Genomic DNA, 23,454 nt, shown 5'->3' with positions numbered 1-23,454 from the left:
ATCAAAAAACATTCCCTATTAAAAACATAAAAAAAAAAAATATTAATCATACCCTTTCATGTCTTCAAAAAATAAGAGGTTGGCTAATCATCCTAAGAACGATTAGCCAACCTCTTATTATAGTACTTCTTATTTTCCATAAAGCATGAATAGCGGGTTTACCGCAACTGAATGCTGTTTTGTGTCATGCTCCCCGTCAATAGTATGCTGATGAACAGTAACAAACTACCTGTTCCCAATATCACCAGACAGTGCAGCCAATTTTCCTGAGCAATCGAGAACAAATCAAAATAGCCAAAATACTCCTTCTTACTCATCATATTAAGAAGATAGTAAAAAAAGGGAACCATCATACTTGGTACCGGATGCCTGACAACTGCAAAGGTTACCGCAGATAATCCGCCTAAAAACAACGTCGTTGCCATTCCTCTTACAAGAAAGTACAGGCTTGGGAAGCTGCTATTATTGTGCTTCATCAAAAACAGTAAGCTTCCCAGAAAAAGCAGACTAAAAGTCACCTCTAAAGCCAAACGAATACAAACAATCCAACGATAAGAAGTTCGCTTCGACTGAATAATTGCCAATGCCGCTGCATCATTATCCGGTAGATATAATGGGAACAGCAGCAACAAGCCCAGCAGTGAAAACCAATATTCCAAAACCTTTGCACTTTGTCCTATATCCAAATTCTCAAGCCCGACAAAAAGCGGAAGAACAACTAGAAATAACCCGCCTCCAATAAGATAAGGATAATAGTGGCACCAAACAAAATTTTTTATTACCTTACCGGCTTTTTCCAAGCAAGCGTCCTCCATTCCTTTTATAATCGTAGATGACAACGGCTAAAAGAAACAGGAGTATTCCGATTCCCGCAAAAAACAGACGATTCCAGACCAGCTTTTCAAAAAACTGTTCAAACAGCACTCGCTCGCCCACCTTGTTAAAGCGAGGAATCAGACTCAGTCCGCCTCCACCAATTAGATTACTGCTGCTTGAAAAAATCGATACCAGCCAGAATATAATCTGTACAACAATTGCTGCTATTCCGCCGAACAGCTCTGTAACGAAAAAGCTTAGGCCAAGAACAAATAGAATCGTTGGCAGCAGCCAGCCAATAATATATTGGAAAAACAAAAGCAAATCTCCCGCAACATTCAGCTTATCGGCAATCACCATTGCCTGTATCCCCGGCATTAAGCTGATGACAAGCGTCGGAATGAGAAGCAGCAAAACCGTGCTGAGGTAGCGACTTCCCAGCAGGCGCATTGAAGATACCGCTTTGGAATGAATCACTTGTTCTGCCTGCCCTCGTTTATCTCTTAACATGACTGTCGCACCTAAGAACACTGGCACAATTCCCAAAATGATACCAAAATAATCACAGACCATGCGGGCATATGCCCCTGTCACTCGGTCTTTATCCACGATTCCCTGATACTCCTCCATCGCCTGCTCATAGGTTTTCGGCTCTGTCGCTGCAGCTAGATAGTCTTCTTTTCCATAGGAAGAGCCCTTTCCCAACAACTCTGCCACAGACATCATATCTTGTTCAAACTGCTGATAAGAAGCCGTATCCTTTAATGGAAATTCATAGTTGGATTCTTCAAGATAGTCATTGCCGGAAGCATCCATTTTCGACAGCAGCTGCTCACTGTAATCTGCTTCAAGTGCTGACATGGATTGACCTGAGGCTCGCTCAAGAATTTGGCGTACATGTTGCTGCTCTTGTTCATCCAGCTTTACTCCCTTATAAAAACCAAAAGGATAGGTACCATATCCATCAGAATGATACTCAGAATACAACGTACCGTAAGTCTGCACTTGAATTCGTTTTTTGTCCTTCGTTTGCACCATACCATAAGTTTCATCTGTCTTATCAGGTTTTCTAATCACGGTCAAATCCATCCCGACTTGAGTCATGATAAAAAATCCAATAATGCCGACAACCAGCCAATAAGTTAAGCTAGTTGCTGTCAGCTTTGCTTCCTTCCCAAATAAATGTACCCTCATCATTTCCCACCTGCCTGTTCCTGCAGGATATAAAGATAGGCATCCTCTAACGTTGGCGCTGCCTCCAGTAGTAACGGATGCTCCATAATTTTTTCGTGTTGCTTTCCAATAAAGCGTACATCAAGATGTGAACCTTCCTGACTCAGTGTAATGACTTGTACCGTCTGCTTCACGGTATGCAGCTCCGTTCTCGGAATACGAACGGTAAAAATATGCCCCTCTGCCACCGCCAGCAGCTCTGAAACCGTTCCGGAATAAATGATTCTTCCCTGATCAAGAATTGCCAGATTTTCAGCAACCGCTTCAATGTCTCCCGCAATATGAGTGGATAGTAAGACGATTCTTTGGTCCGCAATCTCCGCCAACAGATTTCTAAAACGAAGGCGCTCCTCCGGATCCAATCCGGCAGTTGGCTCGTCAACAATCAGAATCTTGGGCTCATGGAGTAACGCTTGAGCAATCCCCAAACGCCGCTTCATACCGCCGGACATCGCCTTGACCTTCGTTTTCCGATGAACAGTCAAATTGACCTGCTCCAGCACCGTTCTGATTCGTTCCTTCCGTATAGCTGGTTTCATATCTGATAATATACCCAGATAATCCAATACATCATAGGCACTCATATTGCCGTACATCGAAAACTCCTGCGGCAAGTAGCCAATAATGGATCGAATCTCTTTACGCTGCTGAATCGATATACCTTCCAGCAAAATCTCTCCTTCATTGCATGGGAGAAGAGTTGCCAATGTCTTCATCAACGTTGATTTACCAGCTCCATTTCTACCAAGAAGCCCGTACATCCCTGTTTCAATCGTAAGATTAACATCCTGCAGCACCTGCTTCTTTCCATAATATTGATTGACCTGTTTCATACTAATACTCATTCTTTCACTTCCTTTATTCGCCTCTACAACCATCATAAAAAAGAAATATCTATAATTTCTCTACATAATATTAAATGTTGCAGAGGTAACAGCTCCGCCATTCACGGCATTCGAGAGCTTCAGTACACCGCCATGCTTTTGAGTCAAGGTCTGACAAATAGTCAATCCCATCCCAAAATGGTCCTTTTTATCACGGGAATAATAGGGTAACGCTGCTTTAGTGATTTCTTCTTTTGAGAAGCCTTTGCCATCATCATGTACAAATAACAGTAAAAATTCCGCCTCCACCTGCAATGTCACGGCTACTCGCTTCTCAGCAAAACGATTGGCATTCAGCAGTAAGTTTTCTATCACTTGAGAAATAATCTGAAGGTCAAAAGATAGTTTTTCAGGAACTGTTTCTGCTATTTCCACCTGAAATTCTTTATCAATAACTGCTTGTCCAATGTCTTTGATTGCCTGTATTAATCGGCTTGTTTCCTGATACTCTCTAACCAAATCAATTTCATCAATTTTTTGAATCTCCTGCATGGTAAATGTAAAGCTCTGTAATCTCTCGATATGCCTGTCGATTTTATTTAGCGAATCATAGAGCCCTTCTTCCGTCATTTTCCCTGAAGTCTGAAACAGCCGAATGAGCGCAACATTACTTTGAATTACTGCCAGCGGTGTTCGAATGTCATGGGCAAAGGCGGCATTGACCTGACGCTGTTCCCTTTGGAATTGCACAATCTGCCGTTGATCCTCAACTAGTTGTTTTCTCAGCTCCTCAACACCTGAACAGAGCTGTTCCAGCTCATCTCCACTTTTATAATGGCAGGAAATAGACAAATCCTTCTTTTGAATCCCTCTAATCGTCTCTTCCATTATCAACAATGGCTGACGAATTTTTTCCTGATAAAACCGTATACTGCTCCAAGCAATAGCAAGTATTAGATAGAAAATAAAGTTCCAGCGCCTAATTCCCTGAAGTATAGTAATGGACCAGGCGGCTTCTTGTTGAACAGTCTGTGTATACGGACGGAAAAACACATCTGTAAAATGTTCTAATGACTGATGTTCGTTCAGTATCAACCGCTCCCAGCCCACACAAAAGCTGACAGTGAACATATAGGCCAAAATGGCAAACAGCAGACCAAATAAAAGGTAGAGCAGGAGCGTCGCCTGTAAGCTTCTATTTCTCAAACGAACACGTTGCAGCTGTTCATCTAACCAATCCATTTATACCCCATCCCCCATACAGTTTGGATAACTTCCCTTTTATGTACATGTTTTATCTTTGCCCGTATCCTTCTAACATGCTCAGTGATAATTTCACTGTTTCCCTCCTTATCAAAGCCCCACAGATAATCATAAATTTGCTCCTTGCTATAGACCTGTCCCTTTCTCAAAGACAGATAGGCAGCTATTTCAAATTCTGTTTTTGTCAATGGAACAAGCTGCCCTTGATAACGCAGCTCCATTCGTTGATAAAAAAAGCCCAGCTCACCAAAATAAGCAATCGACTCGTCCTCTTTCGAACGACTCTCCCTGCGAAGATGAACCTCGATTCGCAGCGCCAGTTCTTCCAGACTAAAAGGCTTCAGCAAATAGTCGTCGCCACCTGCGATAAGCCCTTCCATCCGACTGGCTTGATCGATTTTGGCCGACAGGAAAATAATCGGTACATGCACGACTTCTCTGACTTCCTTGCAAAAGCTGAGACCATCCATCTCAGGCATCGTGACATCCAAAAGAATCAGATCCGGTTTCTTATCCAGAAGCTGCAGTCCTTTTGCGCCATTCTCCGCGGTAAATACATAATAACCAGACAGCTCAAAATATGTTTTTAATGTTTCAAGTAAATCTTTCTCATCATCAATAATCAAAAGCTTTTTCTTCATATCGCTCACTTCCTTTTCACCATCCTTTTCATTATACCGTTCGTTTCTCTATATTTTCACTATAATTTCTGCTCAATATTCAGTCATAAAACAAAGAATGCTGTGTGATTACTGTCTGTCTAAGCCGACCTGTCTCTCGCTAAACACCGAAATGGAACAGGACAAATGACTAGGAGAAAACTTACCTTTTTTTTCGGTCTATGATAGACTGTTTTTATCCAATAAGAATTTATTGATTTGCTTGAAAAACTAGTTTTATTTAGATAAATAGCGTTACCTACCAATAAATAAGGGGTCTGATTATGAATAAAACAACTCTACGTGCCATTTATCCCGAAGCTGAGCTTCACAGTTATCCTGCGACAGATCACAAGTATTTGAGTATCCCCGACCATGATGGGTTTCTTTGGATTTCCAAAGCTGAGCTGTCAAAAAAAGAAATCGCTTTATTGACAATTTTGACGGATGAGGCAGCACCTATAGTTGCCGGAGAGCATCTATGGTATCAAGTCCTATTTCAACAGAAAGCTCTGGAGGAAAAGGGGCGTTTTCGTGTCATCCAGCTAATGCTGCAGACACCGAAAAACTTTTTAGAGGATGTTTGGCAGGAAAACATTGTCGGTATTTTCCCTGAGACAGCAGATTTCTTTTTCCTTACGCCGGAGCAAGCGATTCTCGTAGAGAAGCAGGCAAAGCATTCTTTGAGTAAAGAAGAGCTGGCAGGTATCTTTTTAGCCCTTGATGATGACTTTGAAACAGTCAGCCGAGTATTTGTTGGCGGTTTTCACGAAAGCTCTGATGCATTTCCCGCACTTTTTGAAGAGGAACAGGATATTTTTAAAGAAGAAGTTAAGCGTCTTAAACGGACGACTGTTTTTGGTATCGCCGATGTCGCACTTCATTACTTCACGAAAGAAGCATTGGCAAAAAGCAGCTTAACACGTTCCATGAAAGAAGAATGGCGAATCGATGATGAAATGAAGGAAATCATCCAAGCTCTTTGGACAAATCAAGGAAACCTCAGCTCCACCGCCAAAGAGTTATTCATGCACCGCAACACCCTGCAATACCGCTTGGAAAAATTTCAAGAGCAGACTGGGATGCAGCTAAAAAATACAGAGGATTTAATCCTTTGTTACCTGTTACTGACGAATTAGAGTGCTTAACATAGAAACAACAAAGCTGAACAGCGCTTCCTCGATAAGGGGCTGTTCAGCTTTTTATTTATGCTACTTTCAGCATCATAAACATCTTGAAATCAGCGTATAGTCACGAAACATATCGAGCCTCATCCTCATTTCGGCAATGTGACGAAAATTCAAAGTATTTCTTGGGCAGAATACCATTGTTGAAAGATACCGCTTTCAGATATACTAAATTTATCAAAACAAGAGAAAAGAGGAAGACACTCATGGTAGAAATCGCTTTAAAAAACGTCCATAAAAAATATGAAAATGCTGAAAGATATTCAGTAACAGATTTTAATTTAGATATCGCTGATCGCGAGTTTATCGTATTCGTAGGTCCATCCGGATGTGGTAAATCAACAACCTTACGTATGATTGCCGGCTTGGAAGACATTTCAGAAGGTGAACTGCTCATCGGCGACAAAGTAATGAACGATGTTGCTCCTAAAGACCGTGATATCGCAATGGTATTCCAGAACTACGCATTATATCCGCATATGACAGTATTTGACAATATGGCCTTTGGTTTGAAGCTTCGTAAATATGACAAGGCAGAAATCAAGAAACGTGTAGAAAATGCTGCGGACATCCTTGGTCTGACAGAATACTTAAACCGTAAACCAGCTGCGCTTTCCGGTGGTCAGCGTCAACGGGTTGCCTTAGGTCGTGCCATTGTACGTGATGCGAAAGTCTTCCTGATGGATGAGCCTTTATCTAACTTGGATGCCAAACTACGTGTAGCAATGCGTGCTGAAATCGCAAAACTTCACCGTCGTTTGGAAACAACAACGATTTACGTTACCCATGACCAAACAGAAGCGATGACGATGGCAGATAGAATCGTTATCATGAAGGATGGAATCGTTCAACAAATCGGTTCTCCAAAAGAAGTATACGACACACCGAAAAATATCTTTGTTGCAGGCTTTATCGGCTCTCCGGCAATGAACTTCTTCAATGTAACCTTGAATCATGGTGTGATTACCGATGGAAAAGACTTGAACCTAAGACTTCCAGAAGGTCAAAATAAAATGCTTGTGCAAAAAGGCTATGAAGGCAAAGAACTTGTCTTTGGTATTCGCCCTGAAGATATTCACAGCGAGCCTATTGCTCTTGAAGCAGCACCTGAAACAGTTGTTCGCGCAGAAATTGTTGTATCTGAACTACTTGGAGCAGAAACAATGCTTTATACAAAGGTTGGCGATCACGAATTCGTTTCTAAAGTAGATGCTCGTGAGCTGCACACACCAGGCGAAACAATTAACTTGGCCTTCAACCTGAATAAGAGTCACTTCTTTGACAAAGATTCAGAGTTAGTTGTTACATTACCTTAATCAACGGGTCCCCTAGACCTTCTCGCTTCGGCGGGAGGTCTTTTTTTGTAAAAAAATTTCGTTGAATACAAAAAAACGGCAAGCAACCTGGTGTTCAGGTCACTTACCATTTCTCTCTTTATTCATGGGATTCCCTTATTCCCATACAAGCTGCCAGGTTACTCCATACTTATCTGTAACCCAAGTGACTTTGCGAAAATTAAGAACAGGCTCTGGTCCCATCATCACTATGCCTTCTTTAGAAAGATTGTTAAAAATTGTATCGAATTCTGCCTCTGCCTCGCAATTCATATAAAGAGAGGTTGCCCAACTAAAAGCCGGTGCATTTTCAGGCTCCATATCCATGAAATACAGCTCCTGCCCTTGAAGCTCCAGACTCCCATTCAAAACCTTACCAACCATTTCCGCTGATGCATTAGGGACATTCTCATCATAGCGCACTAATCGCGTAATCTTCGAATTTGGAAAACTCGCCTCATAGAATGTCATCGCTTCTTCAGCTGTTGACGGAAACGTTAGAAAAGGAATAATCTTTGATTTTGTCATTCGTGACAGCTCCTTCTTAATAAGATACTCTTATAGTATCAGCTCCGCCTCATCCATTCCAATTACTCGCTTCAACGGTCTTCCTTTGATGTAATATGGTGGTAGACAGCCCCAATTAAATTCGCATCATTTCCAAAAACACACGCTTCAATGCTGTAGTTCATATCCGTTACGCTTCTCTCCAATAAAATCCGGCTTAGCTGTTTTTTGATTCTCGTAACAACTACTGGATTAGCAGAGACGCCTCCGCCCAATATCACTAGTCCAGGGTCAAAGCAAACTAACAGATTATAAATTCCCGTTGCTGCAGCTCGATAGAATTGTCCGGCAATTTCTTCCGCCAGCGGATCACCGGCTTCAGCCAACTCAAACAGCTCTTTGCCCTGAATCGCTTTATTTGTCAGACGGTTATACTTTTTAACAGCTTTTACAGAGCTGCCTAAGTCGCTTAAAGAGGCAGAGTCATTTAGAAACATGTAGCCGAACTCGCCGCCAAATAGATTGCTTCCTTTGAACAGTTTGCGGTTGATGATGACCGAACCGCCAACACCTGTTCCAATCACAAAAAACAGACAATTTTCCGACTCCTTTGCCGCACCTTGCCAGACCTCTGCCAATGCCGCACAGTTTGCATCGTTCTCCATTGTAACCGGAACACCGAACAGCTCAGAAAGCTCCTGCTGAATGGGGAAATGATGAATATACGGAACCGCACTAACGCCTTGAATTTGTCCAATTGCTTCGTTCACCAAGCCCGGAGCACTCAGCGCTACACCGGTTATATCGTACGATTCGCGGAACTCTTCATACACGTCTTTCAACGCTTTCTTCATGTTCTTCCAATCTTTGGGAAGCGGGACTGCGCACTGACCAAGCAATCGTTTCTTTTCCCAAAAGCCATACTTTACTGCACTTCCGCCAATATCAAAGGCTAAAATCCCCATAGAAGACCACCTACCCTTTACTAACAGCTAAAAGCTGATGGCAAAGCTCTTTCGTTTGCCCATAGACTTGTTTGTAGATGCCATAAATTTTCTCATAGGTCTTCACGTTTTCCGGTATTGGCGAATACTCTTTTTCATAATCGACAAAGGCCGCCACACATTGCTCTACTGAGTCAAACCACTGAAGACCCATAGCCGCAATCATCGCTGCACCAAGTCCCGGCCCTTGTTCTGTTTTCAGTGTGCGAATTTTCGTATTGAAAATATCGGCCTGAATTTGCAGCCAAAGTGCACTCTTGGCTCCTCCACCAACTGAGATTACTTCTTTAAATTTCTTGCCGGCAATTTCCTGCATCAAGACCTGACTGTCCTTCAAAGAAAATGTGATGCCTTCCAACACTGCTCTGGTAAAATCAGCTTTCGTTTGTCCAGCATCCATCCCGATGAAGCTGCCGCGAATCTGGCTGTCAACATGAGGCGTTCGTTCCCCCATGATATATGGTGTAAACAGCAACCCATTACTACCTGTTTTACTGGTTTCTGCCTCAACAATTAGCTGATCGAAGGTTTCGTCTGCGGCAAAGGTCTCCTTATACCATGTCAGACTTTGACCGGCGGCTAAGGTCACGCCCATCGAATAATAGCTATCCTTTATCACATGATTGAAATAATGCAGCTTTCCTTTGTATTGTCGTTCAGCCTGTCCTTCATAGGATAAAAAGACTCCTGAGGTCCCTATGCTGCACATTGCCCGATCCTCTTCAATAATTCCGGCGCCGAGTGCCGCACAGGCGTTATCTGCTCCTCCGGCAAAAATTTTGGCTGCCGTTTCCAGACCTAATTCTTCACAGATACCAGCTTGGATATCTCCTACATGCTCCATCGACTGGACCAACGGAGGCAGTAACTCCTCTGAGATACCGAATGTTTCTGCAATCTCCATATCCCATTTTTCTTCTGTCACATTCAATAGCAAGGTGCCGGCAGCATCTGACAGCTCCATTTGCTGATTGCCTGTTAGCCAATAGGCCAAATAATCCTTTGGTAGTAAGAAACGAGCAGCCTTGTCCCAAATCTCCGGCTCATGCTCCTTGACCCACAGTAACTTAGGTAAAGTAAAGCCTTCCAATGCTAGGTTTTTCGTTTTTTTCAACAACTTATCGCCTAATGCTTCAGTGATTTCCTGACATTGCGCTGTCGTTCGCACATCATTCCATAAAATCGCATTACGCAATGGCTGCCCCACATCATCTAATAAGACCAGACTATGCATTTGACCGGAAATACTGATTCCTTCAAGCTCCGTCTTGAGCTTGGGTATTTTATCAATTAAGGTTGATAGTACCTTTTTCGTCCCATCAATCCAATCACTTGGTCGCTGCTCACTATAGCCCTTTTGTGGATGAAGCAATGGATAATTTTCTGTCGCCTGTTCAATGACTGTTCCGCTTTTATCTAAAACAAGACCTTTCACCGATCCCGTTCCAAGATCAATTCCAATTACATAACTCATTTTTCCACTCCTATCTTTTTTGTTTTTCTAGTATGAAACAACCGGACACCCGAAGAAAACGCCAACAAAAAATACAACGGCCTCACACAGCGAGAAAAAGAGCTCACTAAAACAGGTCGAACCATACGGAAAAGGCAGAAAACTGTTTTCGTATGGTTCGGCTTGTTTGATTATCATAATCTAATGCGACAAAGCGGATGAAACTTACTCTTGAAAAAGTTTGTTACCACACACATTTTTCAACTCTTATCGTTTTTCTCCGTTTGTGCGGATGACTTCCTGATACCAATAGAAGCTGTCTTTCTTGTAGCGTGCCAGAGAACCGTTTTGTGTCTCGTCCTGATCCACATAAACAAACCCATAACGCTTTTGGTAGCCATTCAACCAGCTAAGCAAGTCTGTATAGGACCATGTACAATACCCTAAGACGGTCACGCCATCTGTAATTGCTTCCTGAATTGCATGGATATGCTGTTTCAAGTAATCAATCCGATACGTATCATGGATTTCTTTTTCTTCCGTCAGCTGATCGTATTCGCCTAACCCATTTTCAGTAATAAGAATCGGCATACGGTAACGGCTGGTCAAACGTCTCAAGCCAACACGCAACCCTTCCGGATCGATTTCCCAATCCCAATTTGTCCGCTCAACAAATGGATTTTCTACACGCTTGAAGACACCCGGTGTGCCAGATTCCTCTGTCGAACCTTTTTCTCCCGTTGTATTCATTTTTCCTAAGCCGACACCGTCCAGTGGGTTAAAGGCTACTGTATTCGTTTGATAATAGTTAATACCGATAAAATCAGGCTTACCAGCTTTTAACAGCTCGATGTCGCCCGCTTCAATCTCCGGCGCCAGCCCTTGTTCGTTCAGATATTTAAGCGCTGCGATTGGATATTCACCAAAGACATACACGTCCAGCCAAAGATGAGCATTCAAATCCTCTGCATCTTCTGCAGCCAGAACATTTTTCGGATCACTATTAAAGGAATAGTTTGGTCCGTAAGCAAAGCTGGGACCAATCATCCCCGGAATATTCATTTCATGAAACTTCTTAATAACCGCTGCATTCGCCAAATTTGCATAATGATTGGCTTGATACATTCTTTTTGGGTCCTGCACTGCCGGTGGATGGCTTGCCATCAGATAGCCATGAGTAACAAAAATATTTTGCTCGTTTAAGCTGACCCAATACTTGACCTTTCCCTTAAAGGCTTCAAATAGCACCGCCGCATAATTGGTAAAATCATCCACAATTTTTCTGGATTCCCAGCCTTGATATTCGTCCTGTAATGCCTGTGGCAAATCCCAATGGTAAAGTGTTAGAACAGGTTCAATCTCATTTCTTAACAACTCGTCTACTAAATCGATATAAAATTGCAACCCATCCTGATTGACTTCCCCACGTCCATTTGGAAAAATCCGTGTCCAAGCAACGGAGAAGCGATAGGCTTTCAAGCCCTGCTCCTTCATCAAAGCCACATCTTCTTTATAGCGATGGTAGTGATCGACCGCTGTATCACCGTTGGTTCCCTTAAAGGTTTTCCCCGGAATTCGAACAAATTCGTCCCAGACTGATACCCCTTTGCCATCCTCATTCCAGCCGCCCTCTACTTGATACGCTGCTGATGCTGAGCCCCATAAAAAATCTTTTGGAAATTGATCCAGTTGTTTATGCTCCACTTGCTTGTCCTCCAATTTATTTTGAGATCAGGTCAATGGTCATTTTTTCCGCTGTCAGTTCTGCTTCCTGTACTTGCTCGCCCTCATGGAAATAAAGCATTGTCTTACCAGTTAAGCCCTTCGCATGTACTTGCAGCTTGCTGCCTTGGCGTTCTACACTGAAGCTACCTACGATATCACCACTGCTGCTTACGATTTCCTGATGGTGTGTCCCTTCAGATAATTGGTAGCAATGAATCGCCGCTGAATCAGCATAATCGTAGACGACACTCAGCTGTGTATTATGACCTGTCACTAAAATTGTATTCTCTTTTACCCAGACAGGCAAATGTAAATAGTCATGAGTTTCATTTAACCACTGTCCATTTTCCGATACTTGACGGTATTCATCCGTCAACAGCTGTGTCCAACGCCCCTCCGGCAGGTAATAATCAACCTCACCGGTTTCTGTAAAGACAGGTGCAACCATTAATGAATCCCCAAGGAAGTATTGCTTATCTACATAGTAAGCATTTCGATCCTGCGTATATTCCATAAATAGCGGACGCATCATCGGCACACCACTCTTCGCAGTATAGACTGCCTGTTGATAAAGGTATGGCATCAACCGCAGCTTCAATTGCGTAAATGTTCGAGTCACATCGACTGCTTCTTCATCGTACAACCAAGGTACTCGATACTGGATATTCCCGTGATAGCGACTGTGCGTAGAAAGCAACCCAAACTGCGTCCAACGCTTATAAATATCAGCAGAAGCATTCTCTTCAAATCCACCAATATCATGGCTCCAGAAGCCAAAACCGGAGAGTAGGAAGGACAATCCGCCACGCAGTGTTTCGGTCATCGATACATATTCAGAAAGATTGTCACCGCCCCAATGAACAGGGAATTTTTGCGAACCAACTGTTCCGGAACGAGCAAACAAAACAGCTTCATTTTTCCCTTTCTTTTCTTCTAATAGTGAAAAGACTGCTTCATTGTATAAATAACTGTAATAATTATGCGCCTTTTGAGGATCAGAACCATCAAAATACACCGCATCAGTTGGAATCCGTTCACCAAAGTCTGTTTTGAAGCTGTCTACTCCCATATCTAAAAGATCAGAGAGATGGCCTTGATACCATTTCACTGCTTCCGGGTTCGTAAAGTCGACAATGCCTTGTCCGGCTTGCCACATGTCCCATTGCCAAACATTACCATCGGCCTGCTTCAAGAAGTACCCCTTCTCTTTCGCTTCCTCAAACAATGGCGATTTTTGCCCAATATACGGATTAATCCAAACACAGACCTTAATCCCTTTATCGTGGATACGCTGAATCATGCCTTTCGGATCAGGGAATAAGTCATCATCCCATTTAAAACTGCACCATTCAAAAGCCTTCATCCAGAAACAGTCAAAGTGGAAAACCTCTAGTGGAATATCACGCTCCAGCATACCGTCGATAAAGCTCATCACTGTTTTTTCACTGTAATCCGTTGTAAAGGAAGTAGATAACCATAGACCAAATGACCAAGCCGGCGGCAACGATGGTTTACCTGTTAAATTCGTGTATTTCTCCAAAATTTCTTTCGGTGTTGGCCCATAAATAATGATGTATTCCAACGCTTCCCCTTCAACGCTGAACTGTACTCTCGATACATTTTCAGAAGCGATTTCAAATGAAACACGCTCAGGATGGTTGACAAAAATGCCATAACCGTTGCTACTCATATAAAACGGAATATTCTTATACGCCTGCTCACTGCCAGTCCCGCCATCTTCATTCCAGATATCCACCGTTTGACCATTTTTAATGAACGGTGTAAAGCGTTCACCCAAGCCGTAAATCAACTCGTCGATACCTAAAGAAAGCTGTTCTCTCATATAATGAGCGCCGCTGGTATGAGTGATTTCTCCCTGAGCACCGAATTTCGATTCTGTTAATAGCTTGTCGTCGCCAAGAAAGCGCAACTGAAATTTATCATCAAGAACGGCTTCCGCCCGCAATGCGCCTGATTGGAGTGAAACTTTTTCAGCAGTTTTTTTGATAATTGGTGTGCTGTCACTCATTTCCAGTTGAAAGCTCGGACCAGGATTGTTCTTTTCGTGATGAACGATTTTTACAGAAATCATATCCTCCTGCGGGCTTGTCAGAGTGATTGTATTCATTCCCATATTCAGCGTATCCCCACGCTGTTGGACAGCTTTGTACGGCGCGTAGAGCACGACACTGTCCTTGTTTTCCTGACTGGCAAATACTTCTTTAGGTGATTGAATCGTGTAGCCTTCTTTTGTCATCCAATATCCATCTGTAAATCTCATGTTGACCTCCTATTTTACGGCACCGTCTGAAATGCCTTTGATGATATATTTCTGCAAGAACACATAAAGAATAATGATTGGAATAATCGCAATAAACAATGCTGCCAATGCCAGATGCCACTGTTTAGAGTACTGTCCGAAGAAGTAGAACATTTTCAGTGGAATGGTGTACATGCCCTCTTTATTAATAACCAGAGATGGCAGTAAATAGTCATTCCAGAACCAAATCGAATTCAGTACAATGACTGTCACAGTTGTCGGCTTCAGCAACGGCAGGATAATGTGCCAGTAGATTTGGAATCTTGAGGCGCCGTCAATAGTCGCTGCCTCATCCAAGGACTGGGGAATTCCCCGCAGTGCACCAAAGTATAAAAAGATGGCCATACTGCTTGCCAGTCCCAGATACATAATAACTAAGCCCGGTCGATTCAGCATATTTGCCTTACCGAAGGAAGAAACTAGTGGAATCATGATTGCCTGAAACGGAATCAACAAACCAATCGCAATGACAAAGTACAACCGATCACTAAGCTTGCTCTTATTTCTTGAAAGAGCATATGCTGCCATGGAGGTACAAATCACGATAACAAACAATGATACCGCTGTGATAAGTACGGAGTTCATGGCACTCTTGAAAAAGTCCAGCTTCTCAAAAGCGACTGGATAATTCTCTAAGGTAAATTGTTCAGGAACGTTCAACGTGTTCTTAAAAATCTCTGATTTCGTTTTGAATGAGTTGATGACAATCAAATAAAACGGATACAACCAGACCAATACCAATAAAAGTCCGACGATTTTGATTCCCAGCGCTTTTCTTTTCTTCTGCTTGTTCATAGGTCGACCTCCCGTTTTCTGGTAATGCTGATCTGAACAACTGAAATAACGGCGATAATCACAAGGAAAATTACTGCCTTCGCCTGTGCATACCCCATATTACGAACTGCAAACGCTTCGTTAACAATATTCATCGCGACCATTTGCGTAGAGTCAAACGGACCGCCCGCTGTCAACGCCAAATTCTGATCATAGATTTTAAATGCATTGGATAGGGTTAAGAATAGGCTGACCGTAAATGCCGGCGCCAGCATTGGAAACTTGATTTTCCAGAAGGTTTGCCATGCAGTTGCTCCATCGATTTCAGCAGCCTCAATCATTTCATCCGGAATGTTATTGATAAAGGAGATATAAATAATCATGATATATCCGCTCATCTGCCAGACAAAAAGAATAATCAGTCCCCAAAACCCTGTACCTGTTGTTGAAAGCCAGCCCTTGAAAAACTCAATGCCCGTTGCATCACCAATCGCCGCAAAGGCTTTGATGAAGATAAACTGCCAAATGAACCCCAGAATGATTCCGCCAATCAGGTTCGGCATGAAAAAGACTGTTCGAAAAACATTGTTCAACTTGTCTGCTTTCTGAGTGACTAGGAGCGCCAGCCCCAACCCAATAATATTAACAAGAATGATAGCTACCACAGAGAATTTTGTCGTGAACCAAATACTGTTTAAAAAGCGTTCATCTTGAAACGCCCGAAGATAATTTTCCAAACCTAAAAACTGATCAACCTTAATACCATTCCAGTCTGTCAGTGAGTAATACGCACCTGTAAGTAATGGAATAAATAGTACAACAATCATCCCCAGTAAACTTGGTGCCAGAAAAAGCCAAAAGCTTTTTGATCGGTTATTCATTGATATGTCCCCCTCTCGATTATCACCATTTCCCTTTTTTGACGGTACAGCGGATAAAGAGCAGTCTGTTCATCCTGATTCCTGCTCTTTTCCGTTTAGCAGCTTACACTCAGACATGGAACGTTTCACTGCTCTTTGCTGTCCAATCAAAAATCATGTTTCACTTAAATCTTATTTTCTGTCCTTTTCCCACTCTTCTTTTCCAATTTTCATCAGGTCATCCCAAGAGATATCCCCATTTAAATATTTTTGGAATTCAGGGTAAAATTGTGTTTGTGAATACCCGTCCGGATACTGATTGTGTACCCATGGAACGGTGTTTCCTTCCGAAACATAGTCAAAGATTGTTTGAGATGTTGAGTCTTGCAAGCTATCTGCCGAGAAGTTTGTGTACGCCGGAATAAATTCCATTTCATCCGTAACCACCTTCATCGCATCCTCATCGGTATACATCCACTCTAAGAAATCTTTACTTGCTTCAACCACATCTTCATCTTTGTTTTTATTGACTCCCCAGTACCATGGTGCACCGGCGGCAATTTTACCATCTGTTTCAGAGGTGACATAAAGAGGAAGAATGCCTAATTTATTTTCAACAAATTCAGGGTCTAAGCTGTTCAAGGTTGGAATGATCCAGTTCCCTTGATGAATGATTGCTACTTGGTCATTGGCAAAATCTTCTTCAACAGATGTACTGTAGTCCAGAGATAAAATTGGCTGAACATTGTACTTATTAATTAAATCTGTATACGCCTTGAATTGATCGCCGTAAGTGAAGTCGATTGTCGTTGCATCATAGACCTTCTGCAAATCATTATCAAACTCCGGAGAGGTGAAATGTGAACTGTACTGACTCACAACCCAGAATTCCTTCGCACTAAAGCCGAATACTGCTTTCATGTCCAGCTCATCTTTTTTGCTGTCCAATGTTTTCACAGCTTTTTCAAAATCACTGTACGATTGAATACTATCTACATCTACACCGGCTTTTTCAAATAGCTCTTTGTTGATTAGGAAGCCATAGCCCTCAATGTTCATCGGCAAACCATAAACTTTCCCATCAGAAATTGCGCCGTCCAGCGTACCCTCAAGTGCTTTTGAGGCAAGCTCTGTATCCGTCAAATCAGCCAGACTATCGCCCCATTTGTCTACATCGGCTAAACCACCTAAAAGGAAAACGCTTGGCTCGTCACCTGAAGAAAACTTCGATTGTAATGCCGCATTTGCATCCTGTCCGCCACCAACTGTTGTCACGTTGATTTTGACCCCTTCATGGCTCTCTTCATATTTCTTTGCCAAATCCTCCAACTGATCCTTCGTTTCCACCTTAATATTAAATACATCTACGGTAGTATCCGCATTGGAGCCGGAACCACCCGAACCACAAGCACCTAACATCAATCCTGCTGCCGCCAAAACAACTGTTGAAAATAGCATTCTTCCTCGTTTCATTTTCATTCTCTCCTTCGTTTATACTAAGTAGTCGTTGAAACGTGACTTCACATACTCCAAGTGGCTAGACGTCATAACAATCTCATCGTGTTCAAGTGCATAATCTGTTAGAGATTCCAAATTTTCTTTATCTGTAACAATCTTACTGCCGATTCCTTCTGTATAAGAGCTGTATCGTTCTTCCTTCAAGGCATCAAAGAAGCGATCCTCTTTCAGTTTTGCAGCCGCTTTCAATCCTCTGGCAAATGTATCCATTCCGGCGATATGTGCCAGCAGTAAATCCTCCATTTCAAATGAAGAACGACGAACCTTTGAATCGAAGTTGATTCCGCCTGGCGCTATTCCGCCATTTTCAAGGATTTCGTACATTGCCAATGCTGTATCATAAATATTAGTTGGAAACTCATCTGTATCCCAGCCCAAAAGCATATCTCCCTGATTCGCATCGATTGACCCTAACGCATCGTAGCAGCGGGCAACATTCAATTCATGCTCAAATGTATGACCAGCCAATGTCGCATGGTTCGCTTCCAGATTCAGCTTGAAATCATTTTCCAAATCATATTTTTGAATAAATGCCATGGTTGTTGCTGCATCAAAATCATACTGATGTTTAGTCGGCTCTTTCGGTTTCGGCTCAATTAAGAACTGAATCTTATGACCAATTTTTTCTGCATAGGCAACAGCCATCTTGAATAATCTGGCAATGTTGTCCTGTTCAAACTTCATATCTGTATTCAACAGCGATTCATAGCCCTCACGACCACCCCAGAATACATAATTTTCACCGCCTAGCTTTTTACTGATATCCAGTCCTTTTTTGACTTGGGCTGCAGAATAGGCGAATACCTCTGCATTATTAGAAGAAGCTGCACCATTCACAAAACGCGGATGTGAAAACATATTTGCTGTATTCCACAATAGCTTGATTCCAGTCTGGTCCATTTTCTCCTTAATTAAATCAGTAATTTCATCGATATTCTTAAAGAATTCCTCCAATGAGTCGCCTTCCGGTGCAATGTCCACATCATGGAAACAAAAATATTCAACATCTAATTTTGTTAAAATTTCAAAAAATGCTTCTACTCTGTTTTTCGCTGTTTCCATTGGTGTTCCAGCTTCCCAATCTCGTTGATTCGTTGGGTTTCCAAATGGATCTGAGCCATCCTGAGTCATCGTATGCCAATAAGCCACCGCAAAGCGTAAGTGCTCCTTCATTGTCTTCCCCATGACCATCTCTTCCGGATTGTAATGACGGAAAGCAAACATATTTTTTGTTTCAGCGCCCTCATAACGAACTTTTTCTACCTGTGGAAAGTAACTCATTTTAGTTTCCTCCTAAAAATGACTTGATTATAGTTAGTTAGTAAGTTAAACTAACTTACAAGAAGAATATTAAGGCATTAAAAAGAAGTTGTCAAGCGCTTTCAAAAAATTTAATATAATTAGAGAGGTGAAATGATATGATTACAAATAAATATAAAATTCGTGAACACAACGAAGCACAGGTCTTGAAAGGAATCATTGACCATAAAAATATTTCCCGAGCAGAGCTTTCTTCTTTAACCGGGTTGAATAAGGCATCTGTCTCTTCTATTACCAAAGGTCTTCTTGATGATGGCCTAATTTTTGAAACAGGCATCGGTACGGCTGGTACTCAAGGTGGGCGAAAACCGATTATGCTTCAGTTCAATCCCAAAGCAGCAGTCACCCTATCCTTCGATTTAGGGGTTAACTACTTGAAAGGAACCTTATCTTATCTAAATGGCGAGACAGTTCTTTATGTAGAAAAAAAACGGTTGACGGTATCTGCCGAGACCGCTGTGCCTCTACTAAAGGAAACTATTGAAGCGATTCACGAAGAGCATCCCGAGCTTTGCAGCACAATCATCGGTATGACGGTAGGTATTCATGGGGTCGTACATAATCACAAAATCGTTTTTACTCCTTATTATGATTTGGATACTATCGATTTATATACCGAGCTGTCACAGCTATTCGACTTCCCTATTTTCCTTGAAAACGAGGCAAATCTTGCTGCACTTGGTGAGTACACTTTTTCAAAAGACTCAGAGAGCTTGGTCAGTTTAAGCATTCACAGCGGGATTGGGGCGGGAATCGTCGATGCCGGTACGGTTCAAAAGGGAAAGCACGGAACAGCGGGAGAAATTGGTCATTCGATTCTTTATCCGGACGGCAAAGCTTGTCCCTGTGGAAATGATGGCTGCTTGGAGCAATATGCGTCCAATACGGTGCTGTATCAAGCCGTTGCAGAGAAAAAAGGCTTAGACTTCGTGGACAGCTCGGTCATCGAATCACTGAAAGACGACTCAGCAATCCAAGAAGAATTAAAAAATAACGCCTTTCTATTAAGCGTAGGCATTAATAACATTGTTACACTCTATGATCCAGAAGTTGTCATTATCAACAGCTCGGTCTATCGCAGAATTCCGGCGCTTCTGACATTCATTCAAGAACATCTCTCCAGCCGATTTGCCCAAAATATTTCTGTGCGGAACAGTCCTTTAGGAAATGAAGCAACGCTATATGGCGGAATTGCCCTATGCTGCCAGAATTTCTTAAATATCCGACAACTGAAGCTACATTCAATTTATGAAAAATGATGTTATGTATAAAAAAAGGAACCATCTCTGATTGAGAATGGTTCCTTTTAGTAATTATTCGATTTTCTCATACTCAGAAAGACTTTTAGAAGCAAGAAACTCCGTTAGACCATCGACAAAGTCATGATAGCCTTCTGGTTGTATCTCTTCTTTCTCCGTTCCTTTTCCCTCTTTATAAAAGCTTGTTCCATCTAAGTACTGAATACAAAGTTGCCAATTGTATCCTTCTCCACCCATCTCATCAAGCATTTCTTTATCACCGAACATATAGCTTTCTTCCCAGCTTTCAACTTGGCTATCTTTTAAAATTTGTTTAATGACCTTCAAATCGTTCTCTTGAAGGTCAAAGTCCGTAGGGGCTAGACCTATAGTTGTAGCTTTAGGATTTGAGTACCCACTTTTATTTCCTATATCAATAGCAACTTGATTTTTCCACTCCAAATTATGTATTTCATAAAAATAAATTTTAGCAATATTCTCTATCGGTTGTTCTTTTTTAGACATGGTTAGTTTATGTCTTCTCAGTTTCTCGAAATCTGTAACAGGTAGAGTATCACTATTTTTGTTCATTTCTCCACCCTCCACTTCTTTTTCCACGTTTTTTTTACTGTGAGAACACCCTATTGGTAACGCTAATAAAATTAAGAATATTATTCCTAACAGTAAATTTTTTTTCAAAATATCACTCTCCCATACTTTGAATCAAGTGTACGCTCTGAATTCTTTTATCGGGTAACTAGATAGAACTAAAACAACTGAATAAAGTGAATGTAATCTCAATTTACAACTTCGCCTAATTCTATGGTCATCTACTTATCTAAAATCATTATTTTCTCTCTTCAACAAATGATGTCAATTCATTTACAAAAGCTTGATAGTTCTCTGGTTCAATTTTTTGCTTATCATTTCCTTTTCCTTGTTTATTATAAATTTCTCCATTAGTATATTGTACTCTCAATAACCAATTGTAAGCTGCTTCTCCAACCTCTTTATCATACTCTTCTGTATATTCCACTTCCCATGTATCTACTTTATTTCTAGAGAGAATTTCTTTAATCTCTTCAATTTCTTCATTGCTTAGTTCATAATCCAACGAGTCATGTCCAATTATTTCAAATTCTGGTTCTAAGTACAGACCTTTATTGCCAAGGTCTATAGCAATTTTATTCTTATTTTCCAGATTGTTTCTTTCAGCAAAATAAATTTTGACGATATTATCCAATGACTGTTCTTTCTTCGCTTTAGGTAAACTCCCTAATTCATAAAAATCTGATACTGGTGGAATAGATTGTTCATTTTTCATCAAATCACTCTCCGTACTTCCTGTCTCTTTACTTTCTTCTGTAGGAGAATTTTTGACAGAACAACCATTCAATAAAAACAAACATAATATTAAGCATAAGTATTTTTTCATTATTGATATCACCTTCCATACAATCCCTAGTTCCTCAACTGCTCATCTGTTCCGTCAGCTTCCAACCTTCGATATTTTCCCGGTGTCATACCGAAACATCGAGAGAAGGAACGGTTGAGCGCCTTTACTGATCTGAAACCGCATTGCTCACTTATATCTATGATTTTTAAGTCCGTGGTCAATAACAGCTTTTGAGCCGCCTCTACTTGAAGACTGTTGACATACTCCAAGAAAGTACTTCCTGTTTGAGCTTTAAAGAATCGGGCGAAGTATTGTGCGTTATAGCCAAAATGCTCGGCAGTTTCCTGTTGGCTTAAATATCCGCTAAAGTTTTCACGAATATAGACAAGAATTTCAAAAAGAACATGCTGCTCCTTCTTAATAAAATCATAGTCTTGATGGGTGATAGGAGACGCAAACTCATGTAGCAAGCGATACATCAGCTCACTAAACAGACCATTGATTTTCAGATAGGAAAATACATCTTCAGATAACTGAGCAGCCTGCATTTCGGGTAAAATTTTCTGAATAAAGCTGTAATCTTTGTCGTCGTCTAAAAGACTATTAAAATGTATTTCATAGTCCAAACAAATTCTGCATTCCTCTAAAAATGACCGTGGTATTTGCAAAATATATAATTCAGAGTCACCTACTTGAATCGTCTCGTGTAATGTATAAGGATTAATAAATAGGCAATCACCTTGGCCGATGCGGTAGGTTTGACCTTCAATCCAGATGTTGTTCTCCCCTTTATGGCAATAGATGAGCTCTGCCCCTTCATGCCAATGCTTGGCAATCACTTGATGAACATGGTTCTTTTTTAATGTAAAGAGATGGATTGGCACACGTACATCCTTTTCAGGTATCGGATTGAAATGCTTCAGCTTCATCATAATTTCTGCTTCCTTTCTTCATATACTTCTAACTAGTATCTACTATAAGCAATAGTAAAAACAGGGCGATTTTTGACCTGATTTTAGTTCTTATCCATTTCTATCCAGAAAAAATGTCTGTTTTTATTTTATAAAAAAGAAATTTTTTAAAATTTTACTGATAAACAAAAAGTCAATTTTTGACCTTATCCAGTCAAAATAGGGATAGTTAAGAATATCTATTATAGCGTACAATTTACATAAAGAACACGTTGTGTTTATCTTTATCAGCACAAATAAAAACAATTCAACAAACAGAAATCAACATGGAGGCAAAAACATGAAAAAACTAACACTGGGTACAGCAGTCTTACTAACGGCTCTGAGCCTTTCAGCAGCAATCATTCCCGCAGCAACCGCACAGGCGGCAATCACTGTGGAATCTTCTGAATATAAATCAGTTACACTATTTTCAGTTGAAGAAATGGAAGCATTCACAGGTGAATCATTAACCAGTAAAACAGTCTCTTCCTTTTATAAAAAACTGACAACAGACAGCACTTGGACAGCGGCCGGCTACACTGAGAAAGAAGCAAAGTCGATTACTCTGGACTTTACCCGCAATCAGTCAAAAGCGGAAGGCATATTGAAGAAGCTGAACAAGAATAGTGCTCTTTACCTGAAAATTATTATTTTGAAACAACATTCTGAAGGTGCTGCTTTTGGTGTTCAGGGATATGACAACAACAATCAAACACCTGAGCCTTCGACTCCCGCTGAAACACAAGGAACGCTTAAAGAATTGGATATCTCAATCGAGTACAAAAAAGGGGATATTGAACTTTCTTATGAGGTAAAATCAAACGGAAAAGTAAAAGCAGAATATGAAAATGAGCTGACAAATACAGAGATGAGCGGTACGAAGGCTCAAACAACAATTGAAGCTCTACTTGAAAAAATTGACTTTAAGACGATGGATAACGCTCAGATTACCCAAGTTGTATTAAAGGAACTAAACCTATCGGATAACTATAAAGAATTCGAATTTGAAGCTGAATTTTCAAATAATACAAAAGTAGAATTCAAAAACAAATAAACACGTTCCATCGCTG

The 23,454-nt window shown here is 41.2% G+C and carries 21 protein-coding genes; 4 read left to right on the top strand and 17 right to left on the bottom strand.

The annotated features are described in order from the left end of the window. Positions 1-158: 158 nt before the first annotated feature. From IW510_RS16190 to IW510_RS16170, 5 genes are read right to left on the bottom strand one after another with little or no spacing between them, the layout of a single operon-like run. Positions 159-800: a hypothetical protein gene (locus tag IW510_RS16190; RefSeq protein ID WP_202061435.1), complete on the bottom strand. Its 642-nt coding sequence runs from the start codon at positions 798-800 to the stop codon at positions 159-161. Then, entirely contained in the window at positions 784-2,010 is a 1,227-nt protein-coding gene (locus IW510_RS16185; RefSeq protein WP_202061433.1) for an ABC transporter permease, read from the bottom strand. The genes IW510_RS16190 and IW510_RS16185 overlap by 17 nt, the downstream gene beginning before the upstream one ends. Beyond that, a complete protein-coding gene (locus IW510_RS16180) occupies positions 2,010-2,894 on the bottom strand; it encodes an ABC transporter ATP-binding protein (RefSeq protein ID WP_202061431.1) in 885 nt (294 codons plus the stop codon). The genes IW510_RS16185 and IW510_RS16180 overlap by 1 nt, the downstream gene beginning before the upstream one ends. A 60-nt stretch (positions 2,895-2,954) precedes the next feature. After that, positions 2,955-4,115 carry a sensor histidine kinase gene (locus IW510_RS16175; protein ID WP_202061429.1) on the bottom strand — a complete coding sequence of 387 codons (1,161 nt, stop codon included), beginning with the start codon at positions 4,113-4,115 and terminating at the stop codon, positions 2,955-2,957. Next, positions 4,103-4,777: a response regulator transcription factor gene (locus IW510_RS16170; RefSeq protein WP_202061427.1), complete on the bottom strand. Its 675-nt coding sequence runs from the start codon at positions 4,775-4,777 to the stop codon at positions 4,103-4,105. Before IW510_RS16170 ends, IW510_RS16175 begins: the two co-directional genes overlap by 13 nt. Before the next feature lie 302 nt (positions 4,778-5,079). Here IW510_RS16170 and IW510_RS16165 point away from each other — a divergent pair, with 302 nt between their 5' ends. Both IW510_RS16165 and IW510_RS16160 read left to right on the top strand, forming a co-directional pair. Further along, positions 5,080-5,934: a helix-turn-helix domain-containing protein gene (locus tag IW510_RS16165; protein ID WP_202061425.1), complete on the top strand. Its 855-nt coding sequence runs from the start codon at positions 5,080-5,082 to the stop codon at positions 5,932-5,934. Positions 5,935-6,188: 254 nt separating this feature from the next. Next, complete coding sequence (locus IW510_RS16160; protein WP_202061423.1) at positions 6,189-7,298, top strand: ABC transporter ATP-binding protein; 1,110 nt, start codon at positions 6,189-6,191, stop codon at positions 7,296-7,298. A 135-nt stretch (positions 7,299-7,433) separates the two neighbouring features. Here the strand turns inward: IW510_RS16160 and IW510_RS16155 are convergent, their stop codons facing one another. The 9 genes from IW510_RS16155 to xylA form a co-directional block, all read right to left on the bottom strand. Continuing rightward, complete coding sequence (locus tag IW510_RS16155; RefSeq protein ID WP_202061421.1) at positions 7,434-7,844, bottom strand: VOC family protein; 411 nt, start codon at positions 7,842-7,844, stop codon at positions 7,434-7,436. A gap of 71 nt (positions 7,845-7,915) precedes the next feature. Beyond that, a complete protein-coding gene (locus tag IW510_RS16150) occupies positions 7,916-8,788 on the bottom strand; it encodes an ROK family protein (protein ID WP_202061419.1) in 873 nt (290 codons plus the stop codon). Positions 8,789-8,798: 10 nt separating this feature from the next. Further along, positions 8,799-10,301 carry a xylulokinase gene (xylB, locus tag IW510_RS16145; protein WP_202061417.1) on the bottom strand — a complete coding sequence of 501 codons (1,503 nt, stop codon included), beginning with the start codon at positions 10,299-10,301 and terminating at the stop codon, positions 8,799-8,801. A 246-nt stretch (positions 10,302-10,547) separates the two neighbouring features. Continuing rightward, positions 10,548-11,984 (bottom strand): glycoside hydrolase family 1 protein, encoded by a 1,437-nt coding sequence (locus tag IW510_RS16140; protein ID WP_202061415.1) that lies wholly within the window; start codon positions 11,982-11,984, stop codon positions 10,548-10,550. 16 nt (positions 11,985-12,000) lie between these two features. Then, on the bottom strand, positions 12,001-14,286 hold the full coding sequence (gene yicI, locus IW510_RS16135) for an alpha-xylosidase (protein ID WP_202061413.1): 2,286 nt from the start codon (positions 14,284-14,286) through the stop codon (positions 12,001-12,003). A gap of 9 nt (positions 14,287-14,295) precedes the next feature. Further along, a complete protein-coding gene (locus IW510_RS16130; RefSeq protein WP_202061404.1) occupies positions 14,296-15,120 on the bottom strand; it encodes a carbohydrate ABC transporter permease in 825 nt (274 codons plus the stop codon). Then, a complete protein-coding gene (locus IW510_RS16125; protein ID WP_202061403.1) occupies positions 15,117-15,980 on the bottom strand; it encodes a carbohydrate ABC transporter permease in 864 nt (287 codons plus the stop codon). Before IW510_RS16125 ends, IW510_RS16130 begins: the two co-directional genes overlap by 4 nt. A 171-nt stretch (positions 15,981-16,151) precedes the next feature. Then, a complete protein-coding gene (locus IW510_RS16120; protein WP_236674780.1) occupies positions 16,152-17,432 on the bottom strand; it encodes an ABC transporter substrate-binding protein in 1,281 nt (426 codons plus the stop codon). Between the two features lie 18 nt (positions 17,433-17,450). Continuing rightward, entirely contained in the window at positions 17,451-18,758 is a 1,308-nt protein-coding gene (gene xylA, locus IW510_RS16115; protein WP_202061401.1) for a xylose isomerase, read from the bottom strand. 137 nt (positions 18,759-18,895) lie between these two features. Here xylA and IW510_RS16110 point away from each other — a divergent pair, with 137 nt between their 5' ends. Further along, complete coding sequence (locus tag IW510_RS16110) at positions 18,896-20,056, top strand: ROK family transcriptional regulator (protein WP_202061400.1); 1,161 nt, start codon at positions 18,896-18,898, stop codon at positions 20,054-20,056. Between the two features lie 54 nt (positions 20,057-20,110). Here IW510_RS16110 and IW510_RS16105 read toward each other — a convergent pair whose 3' ends face one another. From IW510_RS16105 to IW510_RS16095, 3 genes are all read right to left on the bottom strand, one after another. Next, positions 20,111-20,734, bottom strand: coding sequence for a hypothetical protein (locus IW510_RS16105; RefSeq protein ID WP_202061399.1), 624 nt, complete (start codon positions 20,732-20,734; stop codon positions 20,111-20,113). 148 nt (positions 20,735-20,882) lie between these two features. Continuing rightward, a complete protein-coding gene (locus IW510_RS16100; protein WP_202061398.1) occupies positions 20,883-21,470 on the bottom strand; it encodes a hypothetical protein in 588 nt (195 codons plus the stop codon). A 26-nt stretch (positions 21,471-21,496) separates the two neighbouring features. Further along, positions 21,497-22,363 (bottom strand): helix-turn-helix transcriptional regulator, encoded by an 867-nt coding sequence (locus tag IW510_RS16095; protein WP_202061397.1) that lies wholly within the window; start codon positions 22,361-22,363, stop codon positions 21,497-21,499. Positions 22,364-22,682: 319 nt separating this feature from the next. Between IW510_RS16095 and IW510_RS16090 the strand changes: the two genes are divergently transcribed. Further along, on the top strand, positions 22,683-23,438 hold the full coding sequence (locus IW510_RS16090) for a YusW family protein (RefSeq protein ID WP_202061396.1): 756 nt from the start codon (positions 22,683-22,685) through the stop codon (positions 23,436-23,438). The last annotated feature ends 16 nt before the right edge of the window (positions 23,439-23,454 follow it).

This window comes from Enterococcus sp. BWR-S5 (assembly GCF_016745255.1).
Lineage (GTDB): Bacteria > Bacillota > Bacilli > Lactobacillales > Enterococcaceae > Enterococcus_L.
The sequence above is the reverse complement of the archived record's forward strand: the minus strand, read 5'-3'. Positions and strand labels throughout refer to the sequence as shown.

Excerpts from the sequence above, each read along its gene's own strand:
- IW510_RS16185 (WP_202061433.1), bottom strand. The coding sequence starts at position 2,010 with ATGAGGGTACATTTATTTGGGAAGGAAGCAAAGCTGACAGCAACTAGC.
- IW510_RS16180 (WP_202061431.1), bottom strand. The coding sequence starts at position 2,894 with ATGAGTATTAGTATGAAACAGGTCAATCAATATTATGGAAAGAAGCAG.
- IW510_RS16175 (WP_202061429.1), bottom strand. The coding sequence starts at position 4,115 with ATGGATTGGTTAGATGAACAGCTGCAACGTGTTCGTTTGAGAAATAGA.
- IW510_RS16170 (WP_202061427.1), bottom strand. The coding sequence starts at position 4,777 with ATGAAGAAAAAGCTTTTGATTATTGATGATGAGAAAGATTTACTTGAA.
- IW510_RS16165 (WP_202061425.1), top strand. The coding sequence starts at position 5,080 with ATGAATAAAACAACTCTACGTGCCATTTATCCCGAAGCTGAGCTTCAC.
- IW510_RS16160 (WP_202061423.1), top strand. The coding sequence starts at position 6,189 with ATGGTAGAAATCGCTTTAAAAAACGTCCATAAAAAATATGAAAATGCT.
- IW510_RS16155 (WP_202061421.1), bottom strand. The coding sequence starts at position 7,844 with ATGACAAAATCAAAGATTATTCCTTTTCTAACGTTTCCGTCAACAGCT.
- IW510_RS16150 (WP_202061419.1), bottom strand. The coding sequence starts at position 8,788 with ATGGGGATTTTAGCCTTTGATATTGGCGGAAGTGCAGTAAAGTATGGC.
- xylB (WP_202061417.1), bottom strand. The coding sequence starts at position 10,301 with ATGAGTTATGTAATTGGAATTGATCTTGGAACGGGATCGGTGAAAGGT.
- yicI (WP_202061413.1), bottom strand. The coding sequence starts at position 14,286 with ATGAGATTTACAGATGGATATTGGATGACAAAAGAAGGCTACACGATT.
- IW510_RS16130 (WP_202061404.1), bottom strand. The coding sequence starts at position 15,120 with ATGAACAAGCAGAAGAAAAGAAAAGCGCTGGGAATCAAAATCGTCGGA.
- IW510_RS16125 (WP_202061403.1), bottom strand. The coding sequence starts at position 15,980 with ATGAATAACCGATCAAAAAGCTTTTGGCTTTTTCTGGCACCAAGTTTA.
- IW510_RS16120 (WP_236674780.1), bottom strand. The coding sequence starts at position 17,432 with ATGAAACGAGGAAGAATGCTATTTTCAACAGTTGTTTTGGCGGCAGCA.
- xylA (WP_202061401.1), bottom strand. The coding sequence starts at position 18,758 with ATGAGTTACTTTCCACAGGTAGAAAAAGTTCGTTATGAGGGCGCTGAA.
- IW510_RS16110 (WP_202061400.1), top strand. The coding sequence starts at position 18,896 with ATGATTACAAATAAATATAAAATTCGTGAACACAACGAAGCACAGGTC.
- IW510_RS16100 (WP_202061398.1), bottom strand. The coding sequence starts at position 21,470 with ATGAAAAAATACTTATGCTTAATATTATGTTTGTTTTTATTGAATGGT.
- IW510_RS16095 (WP_202061397.1), bottom strand. The coding sequence starts at position 22,363 with ATGATGAAGCTGAAGCATTTCAATCCGATACCTGAAAAGGATGTACGT.
- IW510_RS16090 (WP_202061396.1), top strand. The coding sequence starts at position 22,683 with ATGAAAAAACTAACACTGGGTACAGCAGTCTTACTAACGGCTCTGAGC.